Below are 19,196 nucleotides of genomic sequence, written 5' to 3'. Positions count from 1 at the left end.
AAAAACTTGCCAAGCTTTTTTTAAAGGCCCAAATAAATGGCACCTAAAATTGTATTCATTCCAACTTGGGGCAATTCCCCACGACTTCTATAAATCATTGAAATACTTAGATTTATTGTACTAAATGAGCGCTATTTTCTAAAGATTGGGCAAGATATACAGCTTTTAATAGGGAGTTTTTTGGTCAGCTATTAAAATAAAGTATGAAAAGGTTTTAGCCGATGAGTCTAACATCTTGGAATATTTAATAAAGTAAAAGAGGATCGAATGAAAACGAGAAAAAATGGAAATCCAATGAAAAAGCTAGTTCACTCATTGGTTTGTTATTCAACTTCAATGGGTTTAATCCTCCCTAGCGTTTACATTCCAAATGCACTTGCTCAGTCGCGGCCAAACGACACTTTTTCTCAAGTAGCAGGAGTTGTTGGACAGGCCTCTCAATACCTTGGAAATCAAATTATCAATTTAAGACAACAAGGTATGCAACAATATCTCTCTGCAAATCAGATGAGCAGCCTTAAAGCACCTCAGCCAGTTCCTGCAAAATACTTTAATGATCCAAATTTTCAATTCTGTTATGTGGCCCCTGCAAAATCAAATTATCCAGAAGGTGCTTGTCTTGAAACACCTACGAATGACGCCGATGCGGCCCAGGCCAATATGTTCAGACAGCTTTCAGTGGCCTATGAAGGATACTTTGATCAACTCATGTCAAAAGCACAGAACACCACTTACACTAAAGGTCTACAGTGTCTTGATGAAGGGAAAAAGAAATTAGAAGCTAGATTTCAAGACAAATTAAACTCTCTTCAAGCACTTGCTGATCAAATAAAAAAAGACATGCAACTTTTTAAAGAGCAAAACAAGGCGATTAAATCACAAATGCAAGACCTTAATTCTGAACTAACAGGTAAAGGTTCAGGTAGTCAGTCACTTGCAGAAAAACAGAGAGATTTTTCAAAGTACTTTTCTAATGAATGTCGAAATATTATTGGACCAGAAAAGCTTGCTCCAGGAGCAAAGAATGGTGGACTTCTTGGTGTTAAAAACTCGATGGCCCAAAATAATCAACAAGCGGTTAATTTTCAAACAAATAAAGGCGCTTACACTAAAAGAGCAAACGATGCCATCAACGATATTATTGAACAAGTTAATAAATATGGGATTTCCTCGCTTTCAAGTACTTTTCCTGTAAAAAAATCAAATCCTTTTGCAGCGAAAATGACTGAAGCTGTTATGAAAAACTATAGTGAAATTTCGACAGTTTATAAGCAGGCTCAAGACTCAATTCCTGGTGACTACAAATTACCAGCGATGGATAAGCACTTCAGTGTAAATATTGAAAACTTTGAAAAAGAAGTCGTAAAGAATTTAAAAAATGATTATATCCAAGACTGTGTGACAGGAGATGTAGGACTGAGTCTCGATCAAGTTCTTAGCAGCTTAACTTATACAGGTTCAGGAACAGGTAGCGGAACAATCAATACATTCAAAGTAAGAATTGAAAATATTCTTAATAACGACAGTATTTCAATGGACGATAAAATTGAACAACTAAAGGCCTTTGAATCTGATAACAACGGTAAAGTTGTCATGAAATACAAAGGGACTGATGGTAACACAAGAGCTCCCCTTCCTTACGAATACTTTATGCAAGCAAAAGATGCTTGTGAGCAAAGATACACTGCAGATAAGTCATCTGGGAACCTAGAGTCTCATAGTGAGAAAACAGAAAGAGCTAAGGGTTATCTTAAAGACCTAGTTAGACTGCAAAAGAATTTTGTTTCTGAGGTATCAACAAATATCACAGAAGACCTCCTGACTTGTAAAGACAGACCAGTTGAAACGGGAACTTGTGATCCTAACGGAGAAATTTTCAATCCAGCTGGAGATAGTTTCTGTCTAGCGAATGCAACGACATGTTCAAATCAAGTACAAGCTTGTTATGCTGGCGCAGAAAAAGTTGTAGCTCAAAAAACAAAAGAGCTAGAAGTTCTCGCCTCTAAATACAATGCGAATTTAAGTGCTCTTGTCGTAATGCAAGAAGCGAAATTAGCGCAAATAAAAAATGAAGTTATCGCCGATATGGACTATCTAAAAAATTACTTTGGTGGAGCTGCTTATGAGCTACCAAAAGACTTTTTCATTAATATGCCAGAGATCGATGACAACAATGAATTAGGAGTAAAACTTCTTGGGAATGGATCTCTAGAGTTTATGGACAAGCTCCCATCACTTATTGAAAATCAAATCAAGAAAATGGTTTCCGACCAAAGTAAAGCGGCCCTTGCTAATGTTGATCAGTATATCAATGACCAAGAAGCATCACTTGTTAATGAGAGAAATAAGTGGGTTGGTCTAAAAGACTCATGTACATCAAATATTACAACGTATAACACAAATGAAAATACAAGAAATGCAAAGAACTTTGCGCAGCAAATGGAAAACAGAGGCCTTGCTCAAAACTTCTGTAACTCGACAAGAGCACTTGCCAAACAAAGTCCAAACGCACTTTGTAATGGAAATGGTCTAAAGCAAATGTCTAACGACATGACAAAGATCCTCAATGCTGGTCTCAATGGAGAGATGAATAGCATCAATGGTCAAATGGTGGCCATTTGTGAAGGGTTTGGAAAAGAAGCTGAAGAAAGTTCAGATACTAAACTTCCAGCACTCGTTAATATTTGTCTTAAAAAGAAAAATAACTGGAGCAAGGTAAAAGAGAATCTAATTAACTCTTCCCTATCGAAGCTTCCACTTGATATTGAAGATAAAACTCTCGCTGGAATCGAGAAGTACCTTTCAGGTGAAAGTGATGAACTTCCATCGCTAGAAGATGAAAACCTAGCGGAGAGCCTAGAAGATTTAAGAACGAGCCTTAATGGATTTAAAATGAAGTCGACTTCTTCTTCAATCTCTAACTGGTTTAGTGAAAAAATCAATTCATACGATAATGATGACAATAAAGATAAGAAAGAAGCTCTTACTTACTTGAAAGATAATCTTGAAGGTATCTCTCAAGATGAAAACCCGTGTGCAGAGATCAACAATAAAGCGATTCTAAAAGCAATCGACCTCTGTTCAGGAAAAGACTCTAAGTCATCGATAATGGATTGTTATGAAGATAAATATGATGAAGAAAAAGGAAATATTCGTAGTGCAGAACTAAGACAAATGAATGAACAGTTCGATACGTCTATTAACGAAGATCTCCAAGTACAGTTAAGTGCTCTGGGAGAGAGAGCAAATCAAATTGGTTGTTTCGCAGGAAATGATCAGTCCAGAGGAGCTCCGACGATGGAGGATATTGCAAATTCTCTCTCGAATCTGGCAGGCGCGCCAACGGCAGAAGGCCGCTAAAACATCAAGGTTTCTATGGATAGAGAAAACGCGAGAAGGACTTTTAACATTTATCACAAAATAACAGGAGTCATCTTTTTGATGACTCTTGCTACGTCTTGCTTTCAGCAAGCAACTTCAGGTAAGAGAACTTCAAATTCCTATGTGAGTAACACTCCAAACTCTGTAAGTGCAGGCTATGGAAGAATCCTCGATGACAACCCAATCATTCTCTCTGGAAATGATAATTTAGCCGTCGATACATCTCTTGATCGCTATCTAACCATTGATCAGGAGTTTATTTCTGATTCTCAATTTCTTGAAGGAGATTGTCTTCTTATTGAAAATTGTATGTCAGCAAGAATGGATGTTAATGAATCCCCTCTTCAATCAACGACTAAGAAATGGGCCTTTACAACTTCGACAGATGAGTTTTTACAGGTACAAACTTTTGGTCATATAAAAAGAGTTGTCGATCGTTACTTAGGAGATATGGAGACTCATTTTGAAGTCGCTTCAGGTGGACTTCAATACCCAACAGCTCTTCCTGATACATTGAAATCAACTCAAAGTTATTGGAAAAAAAATACAACTCTAACGGGTTATTCACACTGTGATTTTGCTAATAACGCTTCATTTTCACCCGCCACATTTGAATTGTGCATGGGCTATAGTTCCGTTTATCCAGACTTTAAACTGGCAGAGGACAATACTGTTATCTATCACGAGGTTGGACACGGTCTTGTTGATATTATGATGAATATGAGAAATCAAGCTTACCAGGCCCTTGATTCAAGCTTTGTTGTTCGATCTGATCTTGGTGTTGTTTCCTATGATGAAGCAGGTGCTATTAACGAAGGGATCGCAGACTTTTTTAGTTATTATATGAACTATAGAACTCACATTGGTGAATGGGGACTTGGACGTGTTTTTTATCAATCAAGACCAATGTCTGAAGACGATCCACTCCATGCAGCGGGAATCTCTACGAGCACCTCTGAGCGCTTGAGTTACCCAACCTACTTGGATTATGATCCAAACGATAAAAATAGCTCCTACGAAGATATTCACTATGCTGGACAAATAATGTCCCACTACCTTGTTGCGCAAACCAAGAGTATAGAATCGGCCTGTAATATCCCACTAGATAAGGCCACAAGATTTGTCATGAATAATATCAACGAAACTCTCAGTGAGCTTGGAGATTTAACAGCAAAAGGTAGTGATCACTATCCAAGTGGAACCCATGTTAACTTAAATTCAACTTATAGTAAGCTTATGGTTGATGCGCTTAAGCCAATCGACTATAGAAGCTTCTCGCAGACCTTTGGTAAAAATATTCTTAGAACAATTTCCTCCCTACAAACGGGAAGCTGTACTAAAGCAACTTATCAAGACACGCTCGAGCAACTTCTCGATAGCTATGGGCTCCTTCTTTTTAAAAACTTCAACGAGTCAATGAATGGAGAGAATGGAACGGGTCTGACTGATACCAAGGTAACTCTTGCCAACAGGAAAAAAACGGAACTTGTCAGCAAGAGTGTTATTAAGATTGACGATAGACTTGGAAAGAATGGCTTCTATGTTTCTGATAAACAGTCATCCCTCTATAACGTTCTTACATCATTTCTCTCATCGGGAAAAATTACATCTATTTCTCCACAAATAGATGATGTTCTTGGCTACAACAATGGTAATGGAAAAATATCTCCAGGTGAATTTGTTGGAATCCATTTAAATCTTTTCAATAATTCGAATTCCATCGTTTCTGGTGTACGTGTGGTCGCTAGTGATTGGGCCCATTTTTATAAGGACACAACTCAATCTCCGGCAGCTCCGAGACCCTGTAACATCGATAATTTTCCTAAATCAACAGGTGCCACGGCAAGTGATCTTGATCAAAACAATAGCTGCGCTGATTTAACATTTGATGAAATGAATCCAAGCTCATCAGACAATGCTGATTTTCTCGACTACAAGCTCTACCCTAGTTGTATGGTTCAACTCAATGAAGAATCAGAAACACGTTGGGCCTCACAAGAGGACTTTAGAGAAAACCATGGTCTCGATGAAAGCAAGTGTCTTGATCCAAGCGATACAAAGAGCTGTTACATTCGTATCCCACGAGGTGTTGATCAGGCATGGTATTCAAAGATTGAGCCTAATAAAACGTGGGCAGAAGTATTTAAAAGATCAGACGGTAGTCCGCTGCTAGATACTGGAAATCTCATCTTTATGGAAGTTTCTCCTCATATTCCTCATGGAACGACGTTTAATTGCCGATTAAGAGTAAGCTTCACAAATTGTTCTGATTGTCACGATGATGGGAATAATGATCTGAAGGACTCACATTATATGGAAGATGATCCCTTTAAAGTGATCAACTTTCAATTTACAGTTCTTGACTAATACAGGGTTAAACAATGAAAAGAGTTGCGATTCTATGTTTTTTTCTATTCTCGGCCGCCATCATTTACAAAGTATATGATGACGGACAAAAACATGAAAAAAATAATATGACTTGGCACGGACTGAAAAAAACAAAATCAAAAGATTTCACATCCATTTATGTTCCACCTCGCCTTCAAAAGAAGATGAAAAAGGAAGAACTTCCACAAGTTGCTAATCAACAAAATGAAGCTTCTCGCTCGATTGCCAGTGTACCAACGACAATTAAAGCGGCCCCTCAGTGGAAAAAAGATTTAGCGAAAACTCTTCTTAGATTTGAAAAAGAAGACACTCAAATTTTTATTAGAGAAAAGTCAAAAATCAAAAAGTTAATTCGAAAGAAATTTGTTTCACTTAGACATGTTGTTATTGAAGTCAATAAAGAAGGTGGCCTTCGCCATAGCTATGAAGCACTTGTAGGAACAGATGGCAAAGTTGTTGAAACATGGGCCCAAACAAAGTTTGAACCCATGATCAAAGATCATAAGAAAGAAGATCTCGACTTATAATTTAATTTGATTCGATCGCTAAGCTGATAATCTTTGTAAGTTTAACAAGATCATCTTTTTTAACGTTATGAAAAAGAGCGATTCTAAATTGGTTGCGTCCAAGCTTTCTGTAGGCATCAATACCATAAGCAATCTTTAAATCAGCTAGCCTCTTACAGAGATCCTCTGCAGGATACTTATCATCAACATCAATTGTCGCTACAGCAAGAGAGCGAAACTTCTCATCTTTAACATAGAGATCGAGGTAGTCTTTTTCCTTTGCCCAATTATATAGAACATCGGCCTTTTCCCTAGAAAGTTCAATAACACGATCAAGACCTAAAACATTCATGGCCTTAACTTGCTCATTTAGAAAAAACAATGTGCTAATTGATGGCGTATTATATGTTGAATGCTTTCTGTTGTTATCAATAGCAAGCTTCCAGCTCATGATTTCTGGAATGTAGCGATCTTGCTCTTGAACTTTTTCACTACGAGCAATTGCTTTAGGAGAAAGAATCGCGACAAAAGTCCCACCTTCACTAGCAAAAACCTTTTGAGGAGAGAAAAAGAAGATATCACATTTAGAAACATCACAAGGAACTTGCCCTGCACCACTAGTAGCATCAACGGCTAGAAGCTGGTCATCATTTACCTGTGGAAGAGAATCAAGTTGTACTCCAGTTGATGTTTCATTTAAAGTAACGGCTACCACATCAGAGTCTGAATGATCTTCATAAACAACACCCTGTCCATAGTCGACGTTAATTTCTTTTTGCTCAATCCAAGGAATGAGTTTTGATGACTTAAACCATTTCGAAGAAAACTCTCCACAAGTGTAATGAGTAATCTTCTTATCAACCATTCCAAGACCAATCATATCAAAGAGAAATGTTGCTCCCCCATTTCCAATGACAACTTCATAATCCTCAGGAACATTAAAATAACTCTTAAGTCCTTCTTGAATTTCTTTTACGATTTTTTTGAAAGGCCCTTTTCTATGACTCGTTCCTAGTAAATGAGGTCCTGTTTCTAAAAGTGATTGAACATATTCTACAGGAAGAAGTGATGGCCCACAGCCAAAGCGTGGATCACTTGGAGTTAATTCATTTGGTACATTAAAGTTTTCAAACATAGTGAGTTCCTTTGTTAATGCCCCTATTTTAGGCCCGATGACTCCATTGATAAACAAAAAAGTTGTCAATATCTTGTATAATTGAAACAATATTTAGCACTATGAAAAAACTAAAATTAGCCATTATTATCGGCCTTTTTTCGCTATGTTCTTCGAGCTTTGCTAAAAAGGGTCCTCCTTATATAGACGATTTCTTTTTAGGAATCGGCAACCTTACCGAACTAGTCGGTCATGTCCAAGTCGATGAAAGTGGAAAGACGGAGAGCTTTGATTTCAATCCCTATTTTCTAACGGGAATGCGCTTGAATCTCTATGAGACAAACTTTGCTTTTGAACCTGAATTTGGTTTAACCCTTCCTCACGAAGGAAGAGACCCCAATACTAAGAAGTGGAGCTTCAATCTTCTTGCAAAAATCGCCTACCACTATAAGTTTCTAGCACTAAGCCTTGGTACAGGTTTCTATTGGGTCAATCTAAGTTCAGATGGTGGAACGAAAAGGCTTCAAAATGGAGATGGCTACAGTGATTTCCCAATACCAGAGGGATCAAGTACAAGCCAAAACCTCTTGACAACCATTGGCCTTCGCGCTCATGTCACGGATACTTATAGCGCTAATTTTGATGCCCACATTCTCAATCTTACAGATGAGCTTTCTCGATCATGGAATTATGTTCTTTCGATCAACTATCACTTTGGAAAAATAGAGTTTAAATTATGATTCATCTCCTTCTCCTCCTTCTGATACCCTTTTCGGCCAAAGCCTATACGCTCAATAACAACCTTGCAGCGACTTTTGATAATGAAGAAGTGAAAGTCTATTATGCCGATAATTGCAATGAAGTTTCTCTCACTCAAAGTGACTGGGACTATGTCATTACTGAGGCGGGGAATCGGTTTTGGAATACCGTCCCAACGAGTAAGCTAAAGCTTGTCAACGGTGGGATGAAAACGGTTGATAGTAAATTTCACGATGACTCTCTTTGTACAAATACAGGTGATACTTGCGAGATTAATAGTGATCTTGTTGTCAGTGATAATATTCTTGTCTCATGTAATGATAATACGACAAACTTTTCAAGTGGCTCTATCTTAGCAAAAGCAATACCCAATAACACGAGTGGAAAAACAATTATTGGTGCAATTGTTTTAGTGAATGATACAAGTTCAAGTGCCTTTAAAGACCTCTCTATGGACGAAAAAATTAGTGTCGTCTCACATGAAATTGGTCATGCCTTAGGACTTGGCCACTCTGAATATAAAGACAACCTCATGCATGCTGAGAGTTCTTCATCAAGAGAAAAGCTTGGTTGGGATGATATTGATGGAATTAGTTATCTGTACCCTAAAGAGCAACCATTTGCAGGCTTTTGTTCAACAATCGATGTATCAAAGAACACTCCTCCAAAGTCGGGCCCAGGAAAGTTTCCGCTTCTCTTTCTTCTGCTCATTATGGCCCTAGGAACTTTAAGCTCTAAGGCCATTAAGAAAACATACTAGCAATCTTAGACGAAAGACCTCTTTCGTCTAAGGCATTCATTTTCATATTCATCGAGCCAAATTAACTCTTGTTCAGTCATAATTGAGCGATCAATCAACTTATGGTCAAAGCCAATCCAAACTAAATTTTCAAAGCATAACATCCCCTCAAACTCAGGATGTTTTTTGACGATGGCGATATTTTCAAGGCGAACCCCTCCATAACCTGGAATATAAATACCAGGCTCAATTGAACCAACTTGATTGGCCTTAAGAGGAATTAGCGAAGTTGGAGAAAGTCTAAAACAACCTTCGTGAACATTGACCCCTACACCATGTCCCGTTCCATGGGCATAGTCATAACCTTTGGCCCACATGGCGCTTCTTGCCAAAGCATCAATTTGTGAACCGAGAGTCCCTTGTGGAAAAATGGCATTTTGAACTTGAAGAAGACCCTTGAGAACGAGTGTATAAATTTCTTTTTGCTTAGCTGTTGCACTTTCTCCAAGAAGGATTGTGCGCGTTGTATCTGTTGCAAATCCGGCCCTAAAGTAGCCTCCAGAATCCAGTAAATACAACTCACCCTTCGTTAAAAATGCTTCACTCGAAGGAACTGAGTAGTGCATGATTGAGCCATTTGGTCCAGCGGCAGAAATGGTTTTAAAACTCTGGGCCTTTGAGCCCTCGTTTTCATAAGAGCGTCCAACGATATCATAGGCCTGTTTTTCGCTTACCTTCTCGTTTGCTTCATAGAGAGAGTAAATTTCATTAAGGGCATTAAAAATGGCGGTGTCTCCCGATTCAAAGGCTTCTTTAATCAACTTAAGCTCCGCTTCTTCTTTAATGCTAGAAAAACGAGTAAGAAGATTAACCTGCTTATGTAATTTATCTCCAAAGAAATCCTTTAAGATCTCAAAATCGCCAAAAGAAGTTTGATTGGGATCAAAGAGGACCTCTTTTACATTCTCCTGACTTTTAAAAAACGTCTCCATTGATGCTTTCGCACTTAGAATCACTTCATACTTAGAAAGAATCGATTCATCTACATAACTCATGTCATCAACAAATAATGTAACCTTTTCATTAGTAACAAAGGCCTTGGCCGCAAGAGAGCTTTGATTTGGCAACTGATAGGCGCGGATATTGAGAAGCCATGAAAGGCCATCAATTGCATTAATAAACAAGGCCTGATCTTTCTTAAGAACTCTCTCTCTCTTTTGTTCAAATGAGCTTAGCCCTAGCCCTTCATCCAATAAAGACCCTGCCTGATCAATTGGATAGGCCTTATATCCAACGAACTCTCCTATACGATGACTCTCAAAAGCCGAAACGTTATGGTTTAGAAAATGAGATTCATACAGTCCAAGACTCGTTCTCTCACGCTCGATACCAATATTGAGAGCGCCTCCCTTAATCTCTTGCAGCTCTTTTAAAAGATTTTCCATATAAACGGCAATATCGGGATGAAAAGGGCACTTTTGAACATGGCAATAACTTGAATCTACTTCTTTATCGGCCTGTTCGTGATAGCGACCATCCACAAAGAGTTTCACTCCAGCACTATCAAAATGAGAGGCCACAACTAAAAGCTCGGCCATTGATCCCGTAAAGCCCGTGTAGTAGTAACGATGACACTCTTCTGTTGGAACATATTCATTTAAAAAGTTATCGAAACTCGAAATGTAGAAAACATCGAGATCATTCTCTTTCATAAATGATGAAAGAAGTTCGTAGTTCTTTTTAATTTTTTCCGGTGATAGATTCATATTCATTCTCTCTTCAGTTTTTTTAAGGACTTACCGATAGCTCTTTAAGGAGGGAATATGAAAGTAGCTTATCTTAAAATTGTCGGAATCATCCTAGGTTTATTTGTCTTTAAAATTGCAATCGCCGATCCATTTAGAACTCCAGAGGCCAAGAGATCTATTGCCACATCTGAAGTTAAAGTTCACGAGAGCTATTAGTCATTTTTTCCTGAAAAAATAGCTCTAAAATCCTTTCCTCTCTCAATATAATTCGCGTATTGATCAAATGATGGAAAGGCCGGAGAAAAGAGTAAATCCCCTTTATAACCGCTATCAACAACCCTATCATAGACCTCTTTTAAGTTTTCACAAACCTCAATTTCAAGCGAGTGTTTATCCCTAAGAGAAATTTCTTGATTCAAAGTCTTTGCGGCCTGCCCAATTAAATAAACTTTATCACAGGCCTTTTCGATTTCTTCAAAATACGGAGCAATCTCATCACCACGCCCTCTCAAGGCCCCCCCCAAAATAAGATGAAGAGGTGCAGATCTTTTTTCAAAAGACTTAAGTGCCACAAGTGTGGCATCCCAATTCGTGCTCTTAGCATCGTTATAGATTGTGCAATCAAGCCCAGTCTCTAAGTACTCAAGACGATACTCAACACCACAAAAACTATTCATTGCAGCTTGAATCCCCTCCTTTGTCGCTCCCGCCTCTTTGGCAAGAGAAGTAGCAAACATCAGATTAGAAAGATTGTGCTCACCAAGGAGTTTAAAACCGCTTAAGTCGTATTCTTTCAAACAATCAAGCACATGAGATTCTCTCGTTGATAAAGTAACACTTTGGCAGGGAATATTTTGTGCGAGCCTACTTAGATATTCATCATCTTTAGGAAGATAGAGAGTGCTCATGGAATCCATCTTTTTATAGATATTTAATTTGGCCAAAGTATAGTCATCAGTAGATGTATATCGCTCACCATGATTAGGATAGATGTTGAGAATACACGCGGCCTTTGGCGCTAAAGAAGGAAGACTTTCAAGCTGAAAGCTTGATAACTCTAAAACCAAAACGCTGGCCTGATTTTCTCCCTTTAAAACGGCAAGGGCATGATCGCTAAGAGGGACACCAATATTGCCTCCTAAAAACGAATTGATTCCGCTTTTTTCCATCATCTCTTGAATGAGACTGACAGTTGTCGTCTTGCCATTGGTTCCTGTTACCGCGATAACCGGAGCACTTAAATAGCGAAGGGCCAGCTCAATCTCGTTAATGACACTAACACCCCTATCAAGGGCAGCTCGTAAAATCTCGTGTTCCCGTGCTATACCAGGGCTTAAAATAATCTCATCCATAGTCGTTAAAAGATTGGCCGTATCTGGATCTTCTTGGGAAAGACAATGACTTTGATCGACGTATTTTTCAATTTCTTCGCGATCAGGCCAAGTTTCGAACTGACCTCGATTAACTAAAAATACTTGATCTTTTAAGTGACTGAGAAGCTTCATGGCCGAAAGACCTGATTTTCCTAATCCAAACACTGCTATTTTCTTTGCCATAAATTACCACACACTGTTTTCTAACTTTTAAAATCGATGTATAGCATACTAAGAGGAAGACAACGTGTCTTCCCAATTAAGAACGATAGGCGAAAAATGGACAGCAAAAAGCTCAAATACAGTGAACAGTTTAAAGAAATCAGAGAATTTCTCGGTGATCACGATCATTTGAGCCGCTTTGAAATACTTAATGACTATCCGGCCTATCAATCTCGCTATGAGAAATCATGGCTTGATAAACTCAAAGAACTCTCAGAAGAAGAACTTTATCAGGTCGACACTTTTGGTAATCCCGAAGTCTTAAAAGATCATCCCATGGGAAGCTGGCTTAAGAGAATAAAAGAACTCACCGCCCTTGATTTTGAAAAACTCGACAACCCAAAAGAACTTCCCGACTGGGCCTTTAATAAAGTTAAATTCAAAAAGCGCTATGAGATTTTAAAGATTGGTGAATGGATTACTCATCTTAAAAAAAAAGAGGGCTTTTCTCACTTAGTTGATATTGGAGGAGGAGTTGGTCACCTCGCTCGTGTTTTGTCCCACTATTTTGGAATAGAAACCATTAGCCTTGATGCCAATAAAACGTTCCAAGATCTTGGAAAAAAGCGCATGAATAAATACCCTAGACCAGAGGGCGCCAAGGAACTTTCATTCATTAACATGTTCTTTGGTGCCGATTTAAAAGATGAAAAAGATAATCAAATATTAGAAAAGGTATTTTCTAAAGAAGCGATCTCTCTTGGCCTTCACACTTGTGGCCCACTTGCCATTGGTCACATGAAAACAAATTTAAAATTTCAAACAAAGGGACTTCTAAATTTTGGATGTTGCTACAATAAGCTCGATCCTTTGCTCGATGTCAATATCAGCGAATTCGCAAAGAAGAACCCGCTTGCCTTTAATCAATTTGCTCTGACTCTTGCCACTCGTGGTCACTGTGTCATGGACTTAGAAGAATTTCGCCTTAAAAGAACAGTTAAGAAGTATCGCTATGGACTTCATCTGTTTCTCTTAGAGCATGAGCAAACAGGTGACTTTCTCTCCGTTGGAGAAGCTCACGTAAAGCTCTACAAGGGACCTTTTAGTGATTACTTACGTTCAAAATATAAAGAAATTGGACTCACTTGCTCTTACGATGAAGAGTACATTAATCATTTTCTTGAAAGAGAAGACATAAAAGAAACTTTAGAAGAGATGTTTCTTTGCAATGTTATTCGTTGGCAAATTGGTCGAGTCGTTGAATTTTACTTACTCATAGATCGTGCTCTATATTTACAAGAACACGATCAAGAAGTTGAATTAAAACAATTTTTTGATGAAGTCGTCTCACCTAGAAATATTGGTCTTTTCTCTCTAAGAAAAAGTGAACCTTCCTAGCGATTTTCACCATAACCGCCATATTCCCAAAACTGCTCTAGTTCTGGCGCATTTCTTTGCAAGTAACCATCTTTGCGCCTCGTTTGACGAGAGAGACTCTCAAGTACACGACGATTATCTTTTTGATCAAGCTCATCGATGCATTTTGCAAGTCGCTTTAAATGGCGACAAGGATTGAAATCATAGATCTCTTTATTTTTAGCAACCTTCACTCCTAGATCGACCTTTGTCATATCATTCTTTTCAAATTTCTTTTTATTTTCGACAATCCTTGCGGGGTGTCTTTCCTCTAGGTCTTTACAAGAGAGATCATTTTTATTTTCCCAGTTCACATCAAAGAGGAGAAATTGCTTCATCAAATGGTTATAAGTCTTCTTATCCTCTTCCCATTGTTTTGCATCGACTCCCTTTCCAGAAGAAAAGTGAAGCCACATATGGATAAAGCGATCTGTCAGACGTATTTTTTTGTTAAGCGTAATACTTTCAATTTGAATAGCAGGATCATTATCTGGGTCTGCCCCATTTTCAATGAAACGCTTGATATCTTCGCAAGCATCACCAAGATACTTTGCCTTTTCATAGATGAGGTTAATATTTTTTCTAAGCATGAAACGAAATTCTCTTTCGCCGTATTTATCTACACCATAGTTTGCAATCTGCTCAATGCTTGGATCATGTTTTTCTAACAATTCTGTAGAGAGTGCTTCTCTAAATCTTCCCCCTGGTACAGAGTAAACAAAGTAATCCTTATAGAAAAACTCTGTAAGGATCGCCATAATTAATGATTGATCGTTAATTGTTTTATAATTAGCATGGGCAGAATCGATTGGATTCACAAACTCTAAAAAGCTAAACTCTCGAGTCGCTTCTTTCTTTTTAATAACAGACTGTTTAACAAGTGATTGAATAGAACTCTCAAAATTTGGATTCCTATCATCAACAAAGACTTTTTTTCCATTCCAAATGACAAACCCATAGACAAATCCTTCAGGTGTCATAAGAAGTGTTTGATCTTTAGTCTTAAAAGCAATTCCACGCTTATGAAAAAGAGGTCTTGGAAGAGAGCTCACTTTCATCTTACTCAAAACTTTTTGAAAGTCTTGCCTTCTCTTTTCGTTAGTGAAGACTTCGCTAAGCTTATCAAATTTATGATGATTATTTTTTAAAAGAATGTATCCAAAGCTATATGTATTGGCCATGTGATCGACAAACTCTCCATAGAACTTAGAAGAAAGGCGATCGAGATGCTTTTTATAAGTTTCCACGGCCATGGTGTTTGTGATTAATGCGATGAAAAGAAGTATATATTTCATAGAACCCTCATATGTAATTTCTTATACATATGATCGGTATTTGAAATGAATCATTGAGAAGAATGTGACCGAGCAAAACACTCGGTCACAGAAATATCTTATCTTAAATAAAGCATGTCATAGAAAGTTGGTAGTTCCCAAAGCTTATCAGGAATGATTTCTTCGAGTTCATTACAATAACCAGCGATCTTTTCACTCATTGGGTAGAGCTCATTAGCAATTTTTCTTGCTCTTTCAATTCCCTCTTCAGGTTGATCGTTGATCATATTTTTAAGATTGCGAGCATTTTCAAAAAGACTTTCACAGGCAAGATTGAGTGACTTAAGAATATCGTGTTCAATATTCGTATCAAAACCTAAGTCTTTTTGCATGCGAATCGTCTCGGCCACTTGCTTTTTATACTCAAGTGCCGCAGGGATAATATACTTATGAACAAGGGAAAGTTGTGTATCAAATTCAATTGCTCTTAAAGTACAGTATCTCTCTACAAGGACATGATAACGAGTCTGAAGTTCAGAATCACTCAAGATCTTTGCTTCTCTTAAGTACTTCGTCTCAGATGCATCGATAAAAACATCGAGAGCATCAGCTGTCGTTCTAAGATTAGGAAGACCTCTCTTAGCAGCTTCTTGAACCCAGTCATCAGAGTATCCATCGCCATTGAAAATAACTTCACTGGCCGAATCAGTCCATTTCTTAGTTAGTTTTAAGAGGGCCTTTTCAACATCAGTTCCCTTCGCGATTTCTTCTTTTAAAAAAGCATTGGACTCAACGAAAACTTCTGCAACAGCTGAGTTCAAAATACAAAGAGGAAGTCCAATCGCCTTGGCCGAACCAACGGCGCGAAATTCAAATTTATTTCCCGTAAAGGCAAAAGGAGATGTCCTATTTCTATCTGTATTATCTTTTGGAAGGTGAACAAGTTGTTTCGCTCCCATATCGAGAGTAACGGCAACATCTTTTTCAATATCTTTACCTTCTTTAATGGAAGTAAAAATCTTTCCAATCGTATCACCAAGAAAAACAGACATAATACTTGGAGGAGCTTCATTGGCACCTAGACGGTGATCGTTACCTGCAGAGGCAATGGAAGCACGAAGAAGCTTTGCTCTTCTTTTAACTGCTTCTACTACAATACTTGTTACGGCCAAAAAGCGCATATTGTTGTGAACTTCAGCACCAGGCTCAAGAAGATTCACTCCTTGATCTGTGGCCATAGACCAATTTAAGTGCTTACCAGAACCATTAATACCAGCAAAAGGCTTTTCATGTAAAAGAGCGATAAAGTTGTGACGAAGGGCCACTTCTTTAATCGTCGCCATGACAAGTTGATTGTTATCAGCTGCAATATTGGCCTCTCTAAAAATTTGGGCAAGTTCAAATTGTCCAGGAGCGACTTCATTGTGACGAGTCTTAGCAGGAATTCCCAGCTTATGAAGCTCAAGATCGAGTTCCTCCATGAAGTTTAAAACTCTCTCAGGAATGGCCCCAAAATAGTGATCATCGAGCTGCTGGTTCTTCTTAGCATCAGCACCGACAAGAGCACGTCCTGTCATCACTAAATCTGGGCGAGAAAAATAGAAGGCCTTGTCGATGAGAAAATACTCTTGTTCAGCACCACAAGTGACGCTCACTCTTTTTGTCTCTTCAAAACCAATAATCTGCATAAACTCACAGGCAAGATCAGAGAGATTTGAAATAGATCTTAAAAGTGGAGTTTTAATATCAAGAGCATCACCATGATAAGAAACAAAGGCCGTTGGAATACAAAGAGTCTTTCCACTTTGTCCTTCGATCAGAAACATCGGTGATGTCATGTCCCAGGCCGTGTATCCGCGAGCTTCAAAAGTAGCTCTCGAACCACCGTTTGGAAAACTTGAAGCATCTGGTTCACCTTGAATTAGTTGTGATGCTGAGAGGTTCTCAATAGGGAGTCCATGATGATCAAAGTCTAAGAATGCATCATGCTTTTCAGCAGTTGATCCCGTTAAGGGTTGAAACCAGTGACAAAAGTGAGTTGCACCTTTTGAAAGGGCCCACTCTGTTACAGCTTTAGCTACGATATCAGCATGCTCTCGCTTGAGCTTCTTTCCTGTCTGAGAAACTTCTTCAAGTTCCTTTCTAATATTTTCAGGAATTCCGTGAGCATCAGAAAAGTGAAAAACATTTTCCCCGTAATACTCACTAATGCGTTTGTAATTCCCATTTTGATCTACTGGACGATCAAAAAAACGCTCTTCCCTATCAATGGCAATTGTTTTGGCAATACTACGAAGGTTTTCACTAGACATTGTTTCTCCTTAAACTTTTTTGTCTGCTATAGAAAAATTTTATTGTTTAAATGATAAGAAACACAGGTCCCAGTGTCCACTAGAAACTAGATTTCTTAATCATTTTAAAATTATTATAAGGTTTTGAAATTGATGAGAAAAAATGAAGTTAATTAGGGTTTTCCAAACTCTCGCTAATGAATCAAAAGTCAGTGAGACCGAGAGATTACTTAGAAATCTGAGTTGATAAAGTGACAGCAGGTTTTAAAGAGATTTCTTCACTTCTTGCTTTACTCATACATAAAAGAGATGTCGCAACAAGTAAAAATGCAACTTTCGCCACTAGCGCTTGAACTTCGTGAGGTAGCATGAGCAACTCCTGAGAATTTAACTAAATATTTATAAGATAATCTAAAAAAAGTTATGACAAATAACGCAGACTTTAGCAATATAAAACTTATGGATATTGTATATTGTATTGAGTCAAAAGAATTACTTTCAACACTGCCAGAAAGCTTTCAGGGAATAAAGAAAACCCCTGTGCACGATTGGAGCCACTTTCTTTCGAGGAAGGCCCTTAGTGGTGCCCTTGAGACAATCAATATTCAAGTGAAACCAGAAGATGTTAAAATCGAGCGCCACCTTCACATTGAAAACAATCAAGAGCTACTTGCCTCACTCTCTCACACAGATGGTCATGGTGTAGGTCTCGTGGTTCAAAAAGGTGATTTCATCAGCGTTGGAATCGATATTGAACTTCGAGAAAGAAAAGTCAAAGAAGGTATCAATAAATTTTACTTTAATGACCACGACTCTCTCGAACTACAAGCAGACCCCCTTCTTCTATGGTCTCTAAAAGAGGCGGCGTTCAAAGCACTCTCTCCCTATATCGAAACCTTACAGGAGAAGACATTTGTCCTAAAAGACCTTTGGATTAACGACTCTCACTTTGGTCTGGTTTCCAACCCCTCTAGGGCCCTTGGAATGGTTGATTACGCCTACGAGCTTAGGGCAGATGATTTACTTCTCATTAGCTTTGCTCTCTTGGCCGATGTCACCATCGATTGATACTTGACCATTTCTATTGAAAACGATAAAAAACCTCATCGTTAGATGACATATCACTATGGGGATAAAATGAAGTTTTCACTACTTGCTGGATTCATTCTTTCACTGAATTCAATGGCACTAGATTGCACTCACCTCTATCAACAATTCGAAGATAAAATTCGCTTTGATTCAAGTGTAGTCATTCACCAATGTCTTCCTCTAGAAAATGAAAACTACAGAGCAGAATTAACTGTTCAATCTTATGGTAACGAAAGAACAATTGAATGTGAGTTCTCTTGGGATGGCGACCAGAAGATTAATGTTCTTGGTTGTAACCAAGGATTTGAGTGGTTTAAAAAAGAAAAATAGAAATCACTCAAGAGAGAATTCAATAGGAACAGTTATTGTATAGCGATTGTTCAAGAAGAGTTCTTTTTCCACAGGGAATCGATCAATATTCCGGATGGTCTGCATTGCCCCTTTATTGAGCGTTCCATAAGGGCTTTCTTTATCCAAAGAAAGCTCAACCAACCTTCCATCGACACCAATAGTAAATTTAACCTCGACAACGCCCTCATGACCAAGACGTCTTGCCATACGAGGATAATAGCGGTTTTTAAGAATGAGATCTTTGATCTGTGATTTTAATTTTGCTTCGAGAGTATTGATCCCAGCAGATTTTTTAACTTCTTTCTTTGCCTTATTGGCCCTCGTTACTTTCTTAGGAGGTGTTTGTACTTTCTTTTTTTGAACACTCTTTGTCTTGGCCTTCTTTTTTAACTTTTGTATTGGCTGAACCTTTTTAGGTGCGACAAAGTGAACGACAGTGCGCTCTTGGCTCTTTTGGAAATTATCTTTTGAATAGACGATAGATTTAATGAGATCTCGTTTTTGATAGAATAAAATACCACTGTGAAAGAGAACAACCACACAGAGACTTATCTTCATAAGTTTTGAAAATAATAATGAATGGCGATGTTCAATTTCCATAATTC

At 38.2% G+C, this 19,196-nt stretch carries 16 protein-coding genes; 9 read left to right on the top strand and 7 right to left on the bottom strand.

Annotation, left to right across the window (positions count from 1 at the left end; genetic code table 11):
* Nucleotides 1-267 precede the first annotated feature (267 nt).
* The 3 genes from HBN50_RS04410 to HBN50_RS04400 all read left to right on the top strand — a co-directional run bounded on the left by HBN50_RS04410 (nucleotide 268) and on the right by HBN50_RS04400 (nucleotide 6,296).
* Nucleotides 268-3,360 carry a hypothetical protein gene (locus HBN50_RS04410; protein WP_273868253.1) on the top strand — a complete coding sequence of 1,031 codons (3,093 nt, stop codon included), beginning with the start codon at nucleotides 268-270 and terminating at the stop codon, nucleotides 3,358-3,360.
* Nucleotides 3,361-3,438: 78 nt separating this feature from the next.
* On the top strand, nucleotides 3,439-5,748 hold the full coding sequence (locus HBN50_RS04405) for a hypothetical protein (protein ID WP_273868252.1): 2,310 nt from the start codon (nucleotides 3,439-3,441) through the stop codon (nucleotides 5,746-5,748).
* 14 nt (nucleotides 5,749-5,762) lie between these two features.
* Nucleotides 5,763-6,296: a hypothetical protein gene (locus HBN50_RS04400; protein ID WP_273868251.1), complete on the top strand. Its 534-nt coding sequence runs from the start codon at nucleotides 5,763-5,765 to the stop codon at nucleotides 6,294-6,296.
* A 1-nt stretch (nucleotide 6,297) separates the two neighbouring features.
* Here the strand turns inward: HBN50_RS04400 and HBN50_RS04395 are convergent, their stop codons facing one another.
* Complete coding sequence (locus tag HBN50_RS04395) at nucleotides 6,298-7,410, bottom strand: aminotransferase class V-fold PLP-dependent enzyme (protein WP_273868249.1); 1,113 nt, start codon at nucleotides 7,408-7,410, stop codon at nucleotides 6,298-6,300.
* A 101-nt stretch (nucleotides 7,411-7,511) separates the two neighbouring features.
* On the opposite strand from HBN50_RS04395, the gene HBN50_RS04390 reads away from it, so the two are divergent.
* A complete protein-coding gene (locus HBN50_RS04390; protein ID WP_273868248.1) occupies nucleotides 7,512-8,129 on the top strand; it encodes a hypothetical protein in 618 nt (205 codons plus the stop codon).
* The gene (locus HBN50_RS04385; protein WP_273868246.1) at nucleotides 8,126-8,908 is read left to right on the top strand and encodes a matrixin family metalloprotease; all 783 of its coding nucleotides are present in this window, start codon (nucleotides 8,126-8,128) and stop codon (nucleotides 8,906-8,908) included. The genes HBN50_RS04390 and HBN50_RS04385 overlap by 4 nt, the downstream gene beginning before the upstream one ends.
* Before the next feature lie 5 nt (nucleotides 8,909-8,913).
* Here HBN50_RS04385 and HBN50_RS04380 read toward each other — a convergent pair whose 3' ends face one another.
* The gene (locus HBN50_RS04380; RefSeq protein WP_273868245.1) at nucleotides 8,914-10,659 is read right to left on the bottom strand and encodes a M24 family metallopeptidase; all 1,746 of its coding nucleotides are present in this window, start codon (nucleotides 10,657-10,659) and stop codon (nucleotides 8,914-8,916) included.
* Between the two features lie 51 nt (nucleotides 10,660-10,710).
* On the opposite strand from HBN50_RS04380, the gene HBN50_RS04375 reads away from it, so the two are divergent.
* On the top strand, nucleotides 10,711-10,851 hold the full coding sequence (locus HBN50_RS04375) for a hypothetical protein (protein WP_273868243.1): 141 nt from the start codon (nucleotides 10,711-10,713) through the stop codon (nucleotides 10,849-10,851).
* Here the strand turns inward: HBN50_RS04375 and murD are convergent.
* Complete coding sequence (gene murD, locus HBN50_RS04370) at nucleotides 10,848-12,191, bottom strand: UDP-N-acetylmuramoyl-L-alanine--D-glutamate ligase (RefSeq protein WP_273868241.1); 1,344 nt, start codon at nucleotides 12,189-12,191, stop codon at nucleotides 10,848-10,850. The two genes, HBN50_RS04375 and murD, sit on opposite strands and share 4 nt — an antisense overlap.
* A 96-nt stretch (nucleotides 12,192-12,287) precedes the next feature.
* Between murD and HBN50_RS04365 the strand changes: the two genes are divergently transcribed.
* Entirely contained in the window at nucleotides 12,288-13,568 is a 1,281-nt protein-coding gene (locus HBN50_RS04365; RefSeq protein WP_273868239.1) for a methyltransferase, read from the top strand.
* Here HBN50_RS04365 and HBN50_RS04360 read toward each other — a convergent pair.
* The 3 genes from HBN50_RS04360 to HBN50_RS04350 all read right to left on the bottom strand — a co-directional run bounded on the left by HBN50_RS04360 (nucleotide 13,565) and on the right by HBN50_RS04350 (nucleotide 17,521).
* Complete coding sequence (locus HBN50_RS04360) at nucleotides 13,565-14,881, bottom strand: hypothetical protein (protein ID WP_273868237.1); 1,317 nt, start codon at nucleotides 14,879-14,881, stop codon at nucleotides 13,565-13,567. The genes HBN50_RS04365 and HBN50_RS04360 overlap by 4 nt on opposite strands.
* A 98-nt stretch (nucleotides 14,882-14,979) precedes the next feature.
* The gene (locus tag HBN50_RS04355; protein ID WP_273868235.1) at nucleotides 14,980-17,172 is read right to left on the bottom strand and encodes a glutamine synthetase III family protein; all 2,193 of its coding nucleotides are present in this window, start codon (nucleotides 17,170-17,172) and stop codon (nucleotides 14,980-14,982) included.
* A gap of 205 nt (nucleotides 17,173-17,377) precedes the next feature.
* The gene (locus HBN50_RS04350; protein ID WP_273868234.1) at nucleotides 17,378-17,521 is read right to left on the bottom strand and encodes a hypothetical protein; all 144 of its coding nucleotides are present in this window, start codon (nucleotides 17,519-17,521) and stop codon (nucleotides 17,378-17,380) included.
* 53 nt (nucleotides 17,522-17,574) lie between these two features.
* On the opposite strand from HBN50_RS04350, the gene HBN50_RS04345 reads away from it, so the two are divergent.
* The gene (locus tag HBN50_RS04345) at nucleotides 17,575-18,219 is read left to right on the top strand and encodes a 4'-phosphopantetheinyl transferase family protein (RefSeq protein ID WP_273868233.1); all 645 of its coding nucleotides are present in this window, start codon (nucleotides 17,575-17,577) and stop codon (nucleotides 18,217-18,219) included.
* Nucleotides 18,220-18,288: 69 nt separating this feature from the next.
* Complete coding sequence (locus HBN50_RS04340) at nucleotides 18,289-18,570, top strand: hypothetical protein (RefSeq protein WP_273868231.1); 282 nt, start codon at nucleotides 18,289-18,291, stop codon at nucleotides 18,568-18,570.
* 3 nt (nucleotides 18,571-18,573) lie between these two features.
* Here HBN50_RS04340 and HBN50_RS04335 read toward each other — a convergent pair whose 3' ends face one another.
* Nucleotides 18,574-19,191, bottom strand: a complete 618-nt coding sequence (locus HBN50_RS04335) for an energy transducer TonB (RefSeq protein ID WP_273868228.1) — start codon at nucleotides 19,189-19,191, stop codon at nucleotides 18,574-18,576.
* Nucleotides 19,192-19,196: the final 5 nt, after the last annotated feature.

It is taken from the genome of Halobacteriovorax sp. GB3 (genome assembly GCF_028649655.1).
Lineage (GTDB): Bacteria > Bdellovibrionota > Bacteriovoracia > Bacteriovoracales > Bacteriovoracaceae > BSW11-IV.
Note: the sequence above shows the minus strand (reverse complement) of the source record. Positions and strands in the feature narration are given on the sequence as shown.